The sequence below is a fragment of the Reichenbachiella sp. genome (genome assembly GCF_965233835.1).
Taxonomy (GTDB): Bacteria; Bacteroidota; Bacteroidia; order Cytophagales; family Cyclobacteriaceae; genus Reichenbachiella.
Genome location: NZ_OZ247585.1, coordinates 2046438 through 2060205, shown reverse-complemented (window position 1 = coordinate 2060205; position 13768 = coordinate 2046438). Strand labels below are relative to the sequence as shown.

The 13768-nt window shown below is 38.9% G+C and carries 15 protein-coding genes; 4 read left to right on the top strand and 11 right to left on the bottom strand.

Features of this window, described 5'->3' with window-relative positions:
• Window positions 1-27: 27 nt before the first annotated feature.
• Window positions 28-750, bottom strand: a complete 723-nt coding sequence (locus tag ACO6S2_RS08870; RefSeq protein WP_422362140.1) for a LytR/AlgR family response regulator transcription factor — start codon at window positions 748-750, stop codon at window positions 28-30.
• Window positions 737-1792: a sensor histidine kinase gene (locus ACO6S2_RS08865; protein ID WP_422362139.1), complete on the bottom strand. Its 1056-nt coding sequence runs from the start codon at window positions 1790-1792 to the stop codon at window positions 737-739. The genes ACO6S2_RS08870 and ACO6S2_RS08865 overlap by 14 nt, the downstream gene beginning before the upstream one ends.
• A gap of 205 nt (window positions 1793-1997) precedes the next feature.
• On the opposite strand from ACO6S2_RS08865, the gene ACO6S2_RS08860 reads away from it, so the two are divergent.
• A complete protein-coding gene (locus ACO6S2_RS08860) occupies window positions 1998-3080 on the top strand; it encodes a DUF2911 domain-containing protein (protein WP_422362138.1) in 1083 nt (360 codons plus the stop codon).
• Between the two features lie 64 nt (window positions 3081-3144).
• Here the strand turns inward: ACO6S2_RS08860 and ACO6S2_RS08855 are convergent, their stop codons facing one another.
• Together ACO6S2_RS08855 and ACO6S2_RS08850 are read right to left on the bottom strand one after the other, a co-directional pair.
• Window positions 3145-3903, bottom strand: coding sequence for a hypothetical protein (locus ACO6S2_RS08855; RefSeq protein ID WP_422362137.1), 759 nt, complete (start codon window positions 3901-3903; stop codon window positions 3145-3147).
• On the bottom strand, window positions 3903-4403 hold the full coding sequence (locus ACO6S2_RS08850; RefSeq protein ID WP_422362136.1) for a paraquat-inducible protein A: 501 nt from the start codon (window positions 4401-4403) through the stop codon (window positions 3903-3905). The genes ACO6S2_RS08855 and ACO6S2_RS08850 overlap by 1 nt, the downstream gene beginning before the upstream one ends.
• A gap of 213 nt (window positions 4404-4616) precedes the next feature.
• Here ACO6S2_RS08850 and ACO6S2_RS08845 point away from each other — a divergent pair, with 213 nt between their 5' ends.
• Window positions 4617-6101, top strand: coding sequence for a dihydrolipoyl dehydrogenase family protein (locus ACO6S2_RS08845; RefSeq protein ID WP_422362135.1), 1485 nt, complete (start codon window positions 4617-4619; stop codon window positions 6099-6101).
• Here the strand turns inward: ACO6S2_RS08845 and ACO6S2_RS08840 are convergent.
• The 6 genes from ACO6S2_RS08840 to ACO6S2_RS08815 form a co-directional block, all read right to left on the bottom strand.
• Entirely contained in the window at window positions 6098-7372 is a 1275-nt protein-coding gene (locus tag ACO6S2_RS08840; protein WP_422362134.1) for a cryptochrome/photolyase family protein, read from the bottom strand. The genes ACO6S2_RS08845 and ACO6S2_RS08840 overlap by 4 nt on opposite strands.
• 1 nt (window position 7373) lies before the next feature.
• The gene (locus ACO6S2_RS08835) at window positions 7374-8789 is read right to left on the bottom strand and encodes an SDR family oxidoreductase (protein ID WP_422362133.1); all 1416 of its coding nucleotides are present in this window, start codon (window positions 8787-8789) and stop codon (window positions 7374-7376) included.
• A gap of 18 nt (window positions 8790-8807) precedes the next feature.
• On the bottom strand, window positions 8808-9296 hold the full coding sequence (locus tag ACO6S2_RS08830; RefSeq protein ID WP_422362132.1) for an SRPBCC family protein: 489 nt from the start codon (window positions 9294-9296) through the stop codon (window positions 8808-8810).
• A gap of 2 nt (window positions 9297-9298) precedes the next feature.
• Window positions 9299-9478 (bottom strand): hypothetical protein, encoded by a 180-nt coding sequence (locus ACO6S2_RS08825; RefSeq protein ID WP_422362131.1) that lies wholly within the window; start codon window positions 9476-9478, stop codon window positions 9299-9301.
• A gap of 11 nt (window positions 9479-9489) precedes the next feature.
• Window positions 9490-9648, bottom strand: coding sequence for a Lacal_2735 family protein (locus tag ACO6S2_RS08820; protein WP_422362130.1), 159 nt, complete (start codon window positions 9646-9648; stop codon window positions 9490-9492).
• Window positions 9649-9724: 76 nt separating this feature from the next.
• Complete coding sequence (locus ACO6S2_RS08815; RefSeq protein ID WP_422362129.1) at window positions 9725-11500, bottom strand: fasciclin domain-containing protein; 1776 nt, start codon at window positions 11498-11500, stop codon at window positions 9725-9727.
• Window positions 11501-11665: 165 nt separating this feature from the next.
• Between ACO6S2_RS08815 and ACO6S2_RS08810 the strand changes: the two genes are divergently transcribed.
• The gene (locus tag ACO6S2_RS08810) at window positions 11666-12547 is read left to right on the top strand and encodes a MerR family transcriptional regulator (protein ID WP_422362128.1); all 882 of its coding nucleotides are present in this window, start codon (window positions 11666-11668) and stop codon (window positions 12545-12547) included.
• 59 nt (window positions 12548-12606) lie between these two features.
• Window positions 12607-13029, top strand: a complete 423-nt coding sequence (locus tag ACO6S2_RS08805; protein ID WP_422362127.1) for an OsmC family protein — start codon at window positions 12607-12609, stop codon at window positions 13027-13029.
• Window positions 13030-13077: 48 nt separating this feature from the next.
• On the opposite strand, the gene ACO6S2_RS08800 is transcribed toward ACO6S2_RS08805, so the two are convergent.
• On the bottom strand, window positions 13078-13755 hold the full coding sequence (locus ACO6S2_RS08800; RefSeq protein WP_422362126.1) for a SiaB family protein kinase: 678 nt from the start codon (window positions 13753-13755) through the stop codon (window positions 13078-13080).
• Between the last annotated feature and the right edge of the window lie 13 nt (window positions 13756-13768).

Sequence of the window (13768 nt, the reverse complement as noted above, 5' to 3'; positions counted from 1 at the left end):
TATTCAAAAAAAGTTAAGCTTCGACTATTAGAGAATTAAATCGTTCAAAACCTCATGTACTTTCTGTTTGTAGTGTCTGCCAATGGGAATAACAACATCTCCTACTTCGGCCTCGGTAGCTGAGTAGCCTTGAATAGCTTCTATGCGTACAATAAACGATTTGTGAACTCTGACAAATTGGTTGTCCGGTAGATTTTCCTCCAGATAATTCATTTTCAGATAGGTCAATACGGTTCCATTTAGGGTAATGATCTTAACATAGTCCTTGATACTTTCTATAAACAAGATATCTATCAACATCACCTTCTTCATCCGTTTGTCCTCACGAACAAAAATGTAATCTCTTGTTATAGCTTGGCTACTGATTTCGTTGATCGTTATTAGTTCGTTGTTACTAGAATTACTCATCTTCCCTATCGCCTTCATGAATCTTTCAAATGAAATGGGTTTGAGTAAGTAATCGATTGCTGACATTTCAAAACCTTCTAGGGCAAAATCACGATACGCTGTGGTGAAAATAACTGCCGGAGGGTTGTTGAGCGATTTCATAAAATCAATACCAGTAATTTGCGGCATTTTTATATCCAAAAACATCAAATCGACTCGTTCGGTATTTATCAGGTTGAATGCCTGCACCGCATTTTCTGCTGTACCAACCAAACTCAGATGGTCTAGCCGCTGAACATATTTCTCCAGAACTTTGGCCGCAAGCGGCTCGTCATCTACTATGATACAATTAAGCTTTTTCATCTTCTAAATCAATAGTCAGTTTCACCTCAAAGGTTTCATCAGTTTGATTGATACTCAGTTGATATTGCCCGGGATATTCCCTCTCCAATCTCTTTTTCACATTGGATAAACCTATTCCAGATTTTCCACCTGGATCTGCCGAAACTTCGGCAACACTGTTTCTTAATTCTAAAAGCATTTTTTGATTTTCAACTTTTAGATTGAAATGGACAAAACATTCAGCAATACTATCCCCTGCTCCATGCTTAAAGCAATTATCCACAAATGGAAGCAGAATCAATGGAGCTACCTTCACCGTATCCAAATCGCCCTTTACTTTAAACTGAAGTTCCAATCGATCGCTATAACGTAGTCTTTCTAAGTTGATATAATTTTCAATGAGTTCGATTTCTTTCTTTAGAGAGATTCTGTCCACATTGCATTCATATAGCATGTAGCTCAGCAGATCTGACAACTCCAATAGGGCCTGGGAAGTTTTTGGCGACTGATCCAATGACAAAGAATAAATATTATTGATGGTGTTAAATAGAAAATGTGGATGAACCTGCGCCTTTAGATACTTTAGTTCTGCCTGGAGTTTTTCTTGCTGCAACTGTGTACGCATTTGGTAATCCTTAATCCAATGCGACATTAGGTAAATGGCTGTACCCAAACCTACTACAGGGTAAACAAATACAAGATTTCGAAATGCAGTGCCTAAATCCCAAAAATCAGCTTTATCAAAGTAAAGCATACTAATCGGGTAGGTGATATAGATATCCATAACTCTGCGAGCAAAAGCAGCGAAGACTACCAAAATCACCAACCAAGCCGCAAACTCTAAATAGTGCTTATTGAGCAAATACCTTGGAATAAGCAAAAAGATCAAAACATAAACCAGAAACATTTTGAGCGGCAAACTGATCAGTTCTACCAACAGCACTACACCAAAGTCTTCTCTAAAAAACTCTACAATGAATATTTTGATCAGTAAATAACCTAACCAAAACAATACATGCCAGGCCCATTCTTTCTTAAATTCTTGCATAGATTCTATAGGCAAAGATGAAGAATTTAGGTCACAAGCATTGCCCACCTTCACCTTCTCACCTGAAAAACTAATCTATTAGGACAAACGCACCATTCATTGCTACCAACTCCATTGCCAGACATAAAAGTGTATCTCTTCTTGCCCAATCTGACGATTGTATCGCAAGGCCACTTTTGGATCAAAACAAACTTTACTTTGGTATTAAAAACTCAAAATCATGAAGAAACTTATATTATCCAGCTTAATGCTAGGGATTGCAACACTATCATTTGGGCAGTACCATTCATTAGATATGCCTCAGGCAAGTCCCAAAGTGTCAGAAACTCAGCGTCTGGGCGTAACCGACATAACCATCAACTATTACACACCTGCTGTAAAAGGACGTGACATATGGAATGGGGTCGTTCCCATGAATGGTGACCCTATTCCTTGGCGGATTGGAGCGAATATGAATACTACCATTGCTTTTTCTACTGATGTACTTGTAGAAGGCCAATCATTAAAGGCTGGCAGCTACGGTTTGCATGCCATTCCTACCTCTGAAGACTGGACACTACTCTTTTCAAAAAATGACAATCTATGGGGGAGCTATTATCTGGATCAAGAGAAAGATGTGATTCTGAGTGTACAAATTAGCCCTGAAGAAAGTGAACACTCTGAACAACTCGATTTTGAATTTAAAAATAGGACGGATAGCACCTTAGAGGTCACCATAGAATGGGAGAAACTAAGTCTCCCAATTCAGATAGGAGTTGATTTAAATGAAACAGTTTTAGCCAGCTTTAGGTATCAACTTAGGGGCGAAACCACTTATGCCTGGGAGGCTTGGGATACTGCAGCGCAGTGGTGCCTCAACAGAAATACAAACTTAGATGAAGCACTGACCTGGATTAATCGTTCCATTGAAGGTGGCTACGGAGGATATGCTGCCACGAAAAACTTTACCAATTTGAGTACCAAATCTTCCATTCTTTGGGCTTTGGGCAAAAAGGAAGATTCGGATAAACTAATGGCCGAAGCCATACCTTTAATGAATAATGTACAAAGTGATTATTGGGTTGGCAAACAATTATCTGACCAAGGAAGGAATAACATGTCTTTACAGTTTTTCAATGAAATGGTTAAGAAATTTCCAGAAACCTGGTATGTCTATCTAGGTGCAACAAGAGCAGAATACATAAATGGGAACGCAAAAAAGGCACTTAAACATCTAGCCAAAACAAAGGCGATGGCTCCAGCCAATTATGCCAACTACCTTGATGGTATTGAAGAAAAAATAAATAAAGGGGAAGCAATCTAAGAAACAAAAATTGGCAAGCGTTCGAATAGGTTATGGTTTATATCTAGAGCGCTTGTTCAATTTTTTAAAATGAAATCAGCTGTTCGGGATCAGATAATACTTCAAAAATATCTTCATCTACCATCATGGATAAATCGGTTTTACCCACTGGATTGTGTAACGGTATTGTTTTGACGGTATTGAAGTGATAGGTAGATATCATCACACCAGTTTCTAATTCCACCCATTTATCCCAGCTGAATCTCATTCCTCCAATAGGAATAATAGAAACCCAAAGTTTCCAGCTTGTTGGCCTGCCATTTTTATCCAAAACCCATAAATAAGAATCTCCAGGTGTTGACCCGCCGGAAGTATAAGTAACGAGTAATGTTTTCTGTCCATGCCAATCCACTACACGCCGTTCTGTTCCAGGATCAAATACCTTACTTATAGGGTTAAGCCAAAATGAATCATTACACCAATACCTCCAAGCCCAATGACATACTTCAACTTTTTTCTCTTCAGACAGGCTCTCAGCGCTCTCAATAATATACCCTCTACGATTATTTAAATCGAGTAGCACTTGATTGCCTTCATAGTTAACCTGAGTGAAATGTCGCTTACGATCCCATATATAGGTTCGATCATCATAGCCCCAGCTTACCGCACCTGTACTTTGCCAAGCCCGATCGTTTATTGAGGATAGCATTTTTTTAGCCATCGCATCAGCTTCATCACCCAATTCACCATCGGGCAAACCCTCATCCATATATTCAAACAATAAAAAACAGGTCAGAAAAATACCTAATAGCGTAATCCAAAGAATTTTAAGCTTTTGTAGCATTAGTGGGTCTCAGGTTTATCGATAGTGGTCATCTGAATTCCTAGTAAGGATAGGATACAATAAAAGGCGAAATAGTTAAAACCTTCTAGCAAATTGGCTTCAATCGAACTATTGGATTGTGTAGATAAATAGGCCATAAAAACACCAACTACAAAAACATCCGCCATGGACCACTTACCTATGATGAATACAAACCGATAGAGCTTGGACTTCAATGCAAATTTTTTCACCAACAGAACCGCCAGAATAATCACTCCTTTAGTGAGTGGTATAATAACACTAAATAGGAAAATCAGAATGGCCACAAACTTGTTATTAGTATTATACAGAGTATCTACTGTTTCTAAGATACTCTGTGTTTGTTCGTAGAAAGTAGTTTTTCCAATAATTGGTAATTCAGCAGAGATTACCACCTGAAGTATAGGCTTGGTAAGCCCTGGGTACAACAGGCATAAGGACACTATAGTGAGTATTAATGCTGCAATATTTCTCTTAAGCATCGGGAGTTTATTTTGTAATTTTTGACATGAAGGTTAGGATGCAAATAGTTCAGGATATACAAGTATAAGCATATTATGACAATTGCCTACTCGAATTAAAATAGAAGGAGATTTATCAGATATAAGTGTCATTTTATTACTAATATTAATTTTTATTCTTAAATTTTATATAGGACTCAATCAGCTACCCTAATTTAAAACTTGATATTCAACATGGATAAGTACGATGTATGCGTAATAGGCGGTGGACCAGCAGGGTATGCTGCAGCGATGAGAGCGGTAGATTTCAAAAAGAAAGTATTACTCATAGAGAAGAATAAGATTGGTGGAGCTGGCATCCACAATGGAGCACTTTCAAGTAAAACCTGGTGGGAACTTTCCAGGGAAGCGTTTGCCCTTCGATCACACTGTAAAGCCACCAATGTACCCACGCCAAAGCATAATTTTCAGATTCTAAAAGAAGAGGTTAATAAAGCAGTAAGCAAAAGAAGAGAGCTGCTGGAGCATCACATGCACAACATCAACCTGAATGCAGGGGCCGATCTTTTTCATTTCCGTCAAGGTATCGCCAAGGTCGTTGGAGAGAATGTGGTTGTAGTACGCACTGAAGATGGCGAGTTCGAGATAGAAGCTGACAATATCATATTGGCTACTGGTAGTAGGCCAAGAAAATTAGACAACATTCCAATTGATGAAAATATTATTCTCACTAGCGACGGCATAGAGAACCTTAAGGAATTTCCTAAGAGCATGGTGATCGTAGGTGCGGGAGTGATTGGGTGTGAATTCGCTACCATTTTCTCCAACTTCGGGCAAACTAAAGTGCATATGATCGATAAAGGCGATCGTATTCTACCTTTTGAAGACGAGGACATTGTAAAAATTATTGAACAAAACCTCGAAAGCAAGGAGGTCTTGATTCATAGAAATTCCAAATTGATGGATATGAAAGTAGAAAACGGCATGGTCGTTTATACTTTAGAATATGAAAATGGATCAAAAGAAATTTTTCATGTCGAGAAAGCTTTAGTATCAGTTGGGCGTATTCCTAACTATGAAAATCTCCTCTCTGCTTCTGTAAAAATCAATATGGATAGCAGAGGTATTATCGATGATCTCACTCAGACGTCCGTTCCGAATATTTATGCTGTAGGTGACATCACCGCTGATATTGCATTAGTGAATGTAGGTGAGCTCGAAGGGCGATACTCTATCGAAAAGATATTTGGAGAGCCTGAAAAAGATCTGATTTATGAAAACATATCAACAATCATGTTCTTGGCACCTGAAGTTGCTGGCGTGGGGTTGAATGAGATCAAGGCTCGTGAACAAAACATTCCGCACAAAGTAGTGAGCTTGGATTACAGTTGTATTTCAAGGGCCATCGCTATGAGAAATACCGAAGGATTTATCAAAGTCATTGTGTCTAATGATGAAGAAATGAGGGTCTTGGGTATGCGCGTGGTTGGCGAACATGCATCGAGTTCCATCGAAGCTGTTGCACTCTTGATCTCCATGAACAAGGGCATTGAAGAATTGGCAGAACTGATTCACCCCCACCCTTCCATCATCGAAGGTATTCAGGAGTGTGTACGAATGCTACTCAACAAGTCCATGCTGAAACCTGGCGTACTAAGGGATGCCATGAGGTGTACAAGTTTTGAGGATGGGAAATTAGAAAACGTAGCTTTTGCCTAGTCTGAACTGATTCCAGCTTTGTAAACTTCCAAAGCTCTTTTCCTGGCAAATGAATGATCTATCATGGGTGGCAAAAATTCTGTCACCCATTTTTTTGTATATTCCATTTTAGGATCGAATTTCTTGAGTTGCTCTGTGGGGTTAAAGATTCTAAAATATGGTGCTGCATCACAACCAGTTCCTGCAGACCACTGCCAATTTCCGTTATTTGATGAAAGCTCATAATCCAACAATTTCTCGGCGAAATAAGCCTCTCCCCATCGCCAATCAATCAGCAAATGCTTACATAGAAAACTCGCCACTACCATACGCACCCTATTGTGCATATAGCCCGTTTCATTCAGCTGACGCATTCCAGCATCGACTAAAGGGTAACCGGTCTCTCCCTTCTTCCACTTTTCAAAATCCTTTTCATTATTTCTCCAAACAATGCCGTCATATTTAGTTTTGAAATTTTCATTAATCACTTCTGGAAAATGAAATAGAATTTGCATAAAAAACTCCCTCCAAATCAATTCACTCAAAAAAACTTGATCCCCTGCTCCTAGTTGCTCAATCACTTGTCTCACGCTTATAGTTCCGAACCTCAAATGAACACTTAAATAACTAGTCTGGTCATGCGCTGGGAAATCCCTGAATTGCTCATACTGAGCTAGATTTGACAAATCATAAGCCCTAACCCCTATCTCACTTTTTTGAAACCCTATATTTTCAAGGGTGGGAAACTCAAGATTGACTTTAAGAAAATGGTTTTTATCATTGGCGGGCAAAGGTTTAGTTGGCGTTTGCTTGAATTTCTCAAGCCATTTGTTTTTGTAAGGCGTATATATCGTATACGGCTTGTGATCCGAAGGCTTTAATATTTCATTTGGTCCAAAAACTACTTGATCTTTAAACTGAAAAAAATCAATTCCCTGAGATTCAGTTAATTGCTTAATTCTTTCATCCCTTCGAATTGCATAGGGTTCATAGTCTTCATTCACATAAATTGACTGGATATCAAATTCATTCATAAACTCCTTCCATACTTCCTCGGGATCTCCTTGTCGCACACACAATGAACTACCAAGCTGTCTTAACTTCTGATGAAGTTTGCTTAGTTCGTCGAAAATGAATGAAACACGGGCATCATTCCATGGCAACTCACTCAATATCTGCTGATCGAAAATGAATAAAGGGAGCACCTGTTTGCCTGATTTTAATGCTTCATTTAAAGCGGTGTTGTCCTCAAGTCTTAAGTCTCTTCTGAACCAGAATACAACATTTTCCATACTATTTTGATAATTTTTTTAGCATCCCATTAAAAACTACACCGTGAAAAGGGTAAACCATATACCAATAAAGGCGCCCCCAAATGCCTTTTGGTCTAAACGTTGCCGTTTGTACCAATTCATCGCCAACAAACTTAAACTCCAACCAAGCCTCTCCTGGCAATTTCATTTCAGCAAATAACAGTAACCTACCTTTATTTTTATCGGCAAGCAACACTCTCCAAAAATCAACTGCATCTCCAGTGGCTAGCTGGTCTGGGTGCGTCCTGCCTCTGCGCAATCCAACACCACCAAAAATTTTATCTATGAAGCCTCTTAGTTGCCAAAGCCAGGTAGCATGATACCATCCAGTTTCTCCTCCAATTTGCCAAATACGATCTTTTGTGTTTTCCCGATTGGATATCAATGAGCTCCTTTGATCTGTAAAGCAACCAAAGGACGGCACATTCATAAAATCTGACAAGTGATGAGTCAATACACCACTTGTCAAAGCATCTTTCCAGCTAGAAACAATTTCATGATCCTCAATTTTCATGAAAGTTTTCCTTAGACATTCTTGATATGATTTAGGTTGAATAGACAAAATTTGGTTGATTCGGTTGTCTCGGCAGACAACCTCTACTTTCATACTACTGACCAAGGCAGTAGCCAATTTATAAGACGTCGAAGTCACAAAATACAACCAATACGAAGACAAACGAGGAGTCATAACAGGCACTGTGAAAATATAGCGTTTTAGTCTGCGTACCTGCGCGTATTGCAAAAGCATCTGCTTATAACTAAGCACATCTGGTCCTCCAATATCCAAACTTTGACCATAAAGTTTGTCCTCACCTAAACTCTTTGACAAAATATCTATTACATCTTTAATACCAATGGGCTGACATTTGGTATTCAACCACTTGGGTGTAATCATGACAGGCAACTTTTCTACCAAGTCTCGAATAATTTCAAAGGATGCACTTCCCGAACCGATGATGATACCTGCCCTTAAAGTGGTCAGATAATACTTTCCCTCAGAGAGCTTATTTTCCACGGCCTTTCGAGAAGATAGATGTTTAGATAAACCTGATTCGTTGACAATACCACTTAAGTAGATAACCTGCTTGATTCCGGTATTCTCAATCAGCCTCATAAAATTACTGGCCACTTTTAACTCCAGTTCTTCATAATTAGCATCCGCACTCATGGAATGCATCAGGTAATAAGCCGCATCTATGTTATTGGGAATGGTGGATATAGCAGATGGATTGAGAAAGTCAATTTCTAATACCTGCAAGTTCTCTTGCACCGCCTCAGGAGGATTAAAACGGTTTTTATCACGCACGCAGCATACTACATGATGACCCTTTCGGATTAACTCCAATAATAACCTTTTACCAATATAGCCTGTAGCTCCCGTGAGTAATACCTTCATACTTTAAGATATTAAAATTCACACAAGTGTCATATGTGCGGTATCAACCTTTCCAAAATAATCATCAATCGCTTTCTCCCTATAGTCGAAAATTTCATCCAATTTTTTCTTAATAAAAAGGGAATTAGCCAATGCTCCCAAAATACTAAATGGAGGCTGATAGGTAATGATATCCTTCATGACAACCAATTCATCTATCTCTTCCAAAATATGCTGATGATGCCACATCGTATAAGGTCCTATACGCTGCTCATCCACAAAAAATTCTCCCTCTCTAATGTGAGTAATTTCGGTTACCCATTCAGTTTTAAATCCAGGCAAGGGGCTTACATTGTAAGAAATAATCATTCCTTCATACATTTTATCTGCGGCATGGGAGGATGTAATGTCGAACCCCATGTGATCCGGAGTAATTCGTTTGAGATTTTTTGGAGTGGAAATAAAGTCCCATAACTCTTCTCTCCTTGCATCAACCACTTGCGCTTTGTAATATTGATAGAAAGCCATAACTACAGTTTAGACAGTTGATGAAATATTTTTTGAGCCTCTGCCAATTTTTGTTCTAATCTTTGATCAATAAATATTCCTTTTTGAGTGGTAAACTCATGAACTTCTGATAAAATTCTATCATAACGTTCTTCAAGTCTTTCTTTCGTTGACCTCGATTTTCTTCTGAAAAATGATATCATAGTTGTAGGGATTAAGAATTTATTTGTTGGAGTACATGATCCGCTTCTGCTATTTTCTGATCACTCAGTACTCTATTAACTGTTGATAGACGGTGAGCCTCTTTTAATAGTTTTGCGTACTTTTTCTCTAGCTTTCGTTTTGCGGATTTTTGAAAATATTTTTTGAACATATCTCTAAAATTTTAAAAGGATCGAGGGCGCGTCTCGCCCTCGACCTTCACTCTACAATAACCAATTACGTTTTCTTTAAGGGACCAACAATACTTCATCGATCACATGTATTACACCATTCGTAGCGTGAACATTGGTACCAGTGATGTTCGCACTCGTGTTTATGGTCAATTCTGCTAAATCAAATGTTAAGTCCGTTCCTTCTACTGAGGCCACTTTGTTTGCTGTAAGTGCCCCAGCCAAGTCTACATCATACACTCTACCAGAGACCACATGGTATTTCAAAACATCTACCAGTGTAGCAATTGGAATATCGTTCAATGTATTCCATGACTCATTACTATTCAATAGCCCAGTAAATGCGGCATCCGTAGGAGCAAATACCGTATACGGTCCTGTTGCATTCAGCACAGCTACTAAATCCTCTGGCGAACCGTCTCCTGCTGTTCTCGTAAGAGCGGCTAAAAGGGAGGTGAACGATCCATCGTCTGCGAGTGCCGAGGTTACATCTACTATTGTTCCTGCTGCTGGCTCCAATACATCATCAATAACATGTACTACACCCGTTCCTGATTCTACATCTACAGTAGTGATCTCTGAAGATCCGTTGATGTAATTTCCATCATCCAATAAGGAGAAAAAGATATCATCACCTTGTAATGTGGTCTCACTAGCCGATAACTGAGAACTGAGTAATTTGTCACCCACTACATGATACTTCAAAATCTCTGCTACTTCATCCGAGGTTGCCGCATCGAGATCAATCCCAGAAGCCGTAAAAGCATCATTTGTAGGGGCAAAAATCGTCAGTGCTTCTGCATCCAACAGTGTAGTAACAAGATCAGCTTTTACTGCCGCCGTAATCAATGTTGTGAAATTTTTGTTGAAATAAGCAGGCTCTAAAATAGTGCCTACGAAAGCCAATATATCTTCTGGTACTAGTACCGCATCAATAGTGTGGATAATACCGTTGGTACTTTCTACATCAAATGGACTTATAACTTTTGCACCATTCACAGTAATGCCACCTTCCGTGGCCAAAGTAATTTCGTCACCTTGCAAGGTCGCAACATTCCCTGCAGTTACAGCTGAAGAGGGTACCGATCCACTCACCACATGATATTTAAGGATTTCAGTGAGTACGTCTACCGGAACGTCATCGATACTCTCCTGACCAATAGTAGTTAACAATGAAGCAAATGCTTCATCTGTAGGAGCAAAAACTGTGAATGGCCCATCTGCTTCGAGTGCGCTAATCAAATCTGCTCTTGTTAAAGCCGCCGCTAGAGAACTGTATCCACTCGCAACTGCAGTTTCAACAATATCTTTGGTTGGAGATAGTTCGAAACCATCTGGAATTAATACTTTATCTATACTGTGCACAACTCCATTAGAGGCATCCAAATCAAATGGAGAAACCACAGAGGCTCCGTTGACGGTAATACCATCAGTAGTAGCTAATGTGATATCAGCCCCATTCACTGTAGTTACATCTCCGTCAGTCACATCGGCGGAAAACACCTCTGCCGCCACCACGTGGTAGGTCAAAATTTCAACTAAGTCAAGATTTGAAATGTCACCCAGGCCGTCAACTCCCAAATCTGCCAGCAATTGAACAAAAGCTGCATCAGTTGGTGCAAACACTGTAAAAGGTCCATCACCCTGTAATGTTTCAATCAATCCAGCTTGTGTGGCAGCTGCCGCTAAAATATTGAAATCATTTGCCTGTAAAACGGCTACAATATTATTTGATGAATCATCATTCATACCATCATCATCGTCATCACAACTTACCATGAAGAACGAAACACTGAATAATAACAAAAGAGATAATAAGATTTTAGTTTTCATGTCTAACATATTTTTGTTTTTCTTAGACAATCTTACGCACGGTTTATATTTTTGTTTAACTTTTTTAATTTTTTATTAGACATTTTGAACAAAATGCGCTCAAATAGGTTGTATAACCAGATGACAAAAAAAAATTGTCCATCTTTACCTTAATAAAAATTAGACATGATCACATATTCTGTAGCACAAGTTGAGTCCCTAACGGGTATTTCTGCACACTCTCTCAGGGTTTGGGAACGCAGGTACGATTTTATAAAGCCTCACAGGACCAAGACTAATATTAGATACTACTCCGGTGATCAATTGAAAAAGCTTATCAATGTAGGTATACTCTTAAGGCACGACTATAAAATCTCAAAGGTCGCGGCAATGGATGATGTTAGAATTCACAAACTCGTTGGCAACCTACTACTTGAGGCATCAGAGAGCTATCAGGAAGATATTAATGCCCTAACCATCTCAATGATTGACTTGAACGAATTGGAATTCAACCGAGTATTCAACACTCACGTCCGCAACAATGGATTAGTCAATGCATTCATTCACCTGATATATCCTTTCCTTCAGCATGTGGGAGTGCTTTGGGGAATCAATAAGGCGATGCCCGCTCAGGAGCATTTTATTTCTAATCTTATTAGACAAAAACTTGTAACGGCGACGGAAAACCTAGCGGTAGCTGACTCTGATGCTCCAAGCTTGTTACTTTTTTTATTCGAAGGAGAAGATCATGAAATAGGTTTATTGCTAGCAAACTACATAGCCAAAGAACTCGGCTGGAAAACCTACTACTTGGGTTCCAATGTACCGCATGAAAATGTTGAGATCATATGCCAACAAACATCATCTGATCTGACCTTTACCATGTTTATTTCTCCCCGCAAGGAAAAGTTCGTTAACACAATTGACAATCTTTTGATGAAAACGAATACGAAAATGCTATACTCTGGGAGTGGGGATATAATCAAATTATCTAATCACCCAGAGAAAACTCACTTTCTAAGCTCACCGAAGGAGCTTAGACAATATTTAGAGGAGTACATAAAATAGCAGAATTTTGAACTATTGATTACTCATAGTGTTCTAACAATGAACCAAACATATAAATCATGTCCACTTTCGCTGTTGCAATAACCAAAGATGAATTAACTACCCAAGTAAGTACAGATGGCCATATGGGACTTGTAGATGAACCGGTAGAAATCGGTGGATTGAACAAAGGTCCAACTCCTTATGACCTACTGTGTGGTGCCCTTGCCAGTTGCACTTCAATAACCCTACGCCTATATGCTAAGCGCAAAGAATGGAATGTAACAAGAATTAGAGTTGAAGTTAGACACGAGAAGGACTACAAGGAAGCTTGTGAAAGCTGCGAAGAAAAATCTCAAAAAGTAGATGTCTTTGAGCGCATCATCACACTGGAGGGAGATCTCGATGACAAGCAAAAAGAGCGAATGCTTCAAATAGCCAATGCTTGTCCAGTGCATAAAACCCTCGAAGCACAAGCCTTTGTTGAGTCAAAATTGAAATAAAAAAATCCCGCATAAGGCGGGATTTCATTTTTAAAATTTTTGAAAAACTTAGACTCTATTGATCTTGATCTGAAAGGTAAAATAAGAATACTCACTATTCACTTTGTCGAACTTATAATTCAAACGTTCACCAGTTTTTCTAGCTAGCTGAATTAATCCTAGTCCCGCAGTACCCTTTTCTGAAAACTCTCCATTACTTAAGGTTTCCTTATAAAGAGCTCTCAGTCCGTTTTTGTCTGTATTATTTACTTCCTCAATCTTATCCTTTAAATCATAGGTATGTTTGGTAGGAATAAAATTGCCAGTAATGATATTATAATATTTCTCTTTAGCAATTACAGTAATCAGCCCTGATTTTGCATCGTGCTCTGAAATTTCCTTGAAGTGACCTTTCACCTCATCCATATGATGGTATAGATTGTGCACGCATTCAACTGCTGCACTATAAAAAAGTTTTTGTACTTTTTTATCTGACTCAGTCATGTTTACTTTTCTGTCGAGCGTTTCAATTACTGAGGTAACCAAGTCAAATGTGATAGCCCCTTTGTACATGAGCAACACATTCTCATTATATATCTTATTGTACAAATCGAAGCTGCTAGCGCTTGGGCTATCTGTCACAGATTCGCTTTTTTTCTTTACGTCTTCAGTCATATTCTCTTGAGTAGATTTTTCATCCTTCCATTCATCGAAGGCGCCTAGCATTTCATTTGATTCTTTATCCATATAGCTGAAAACT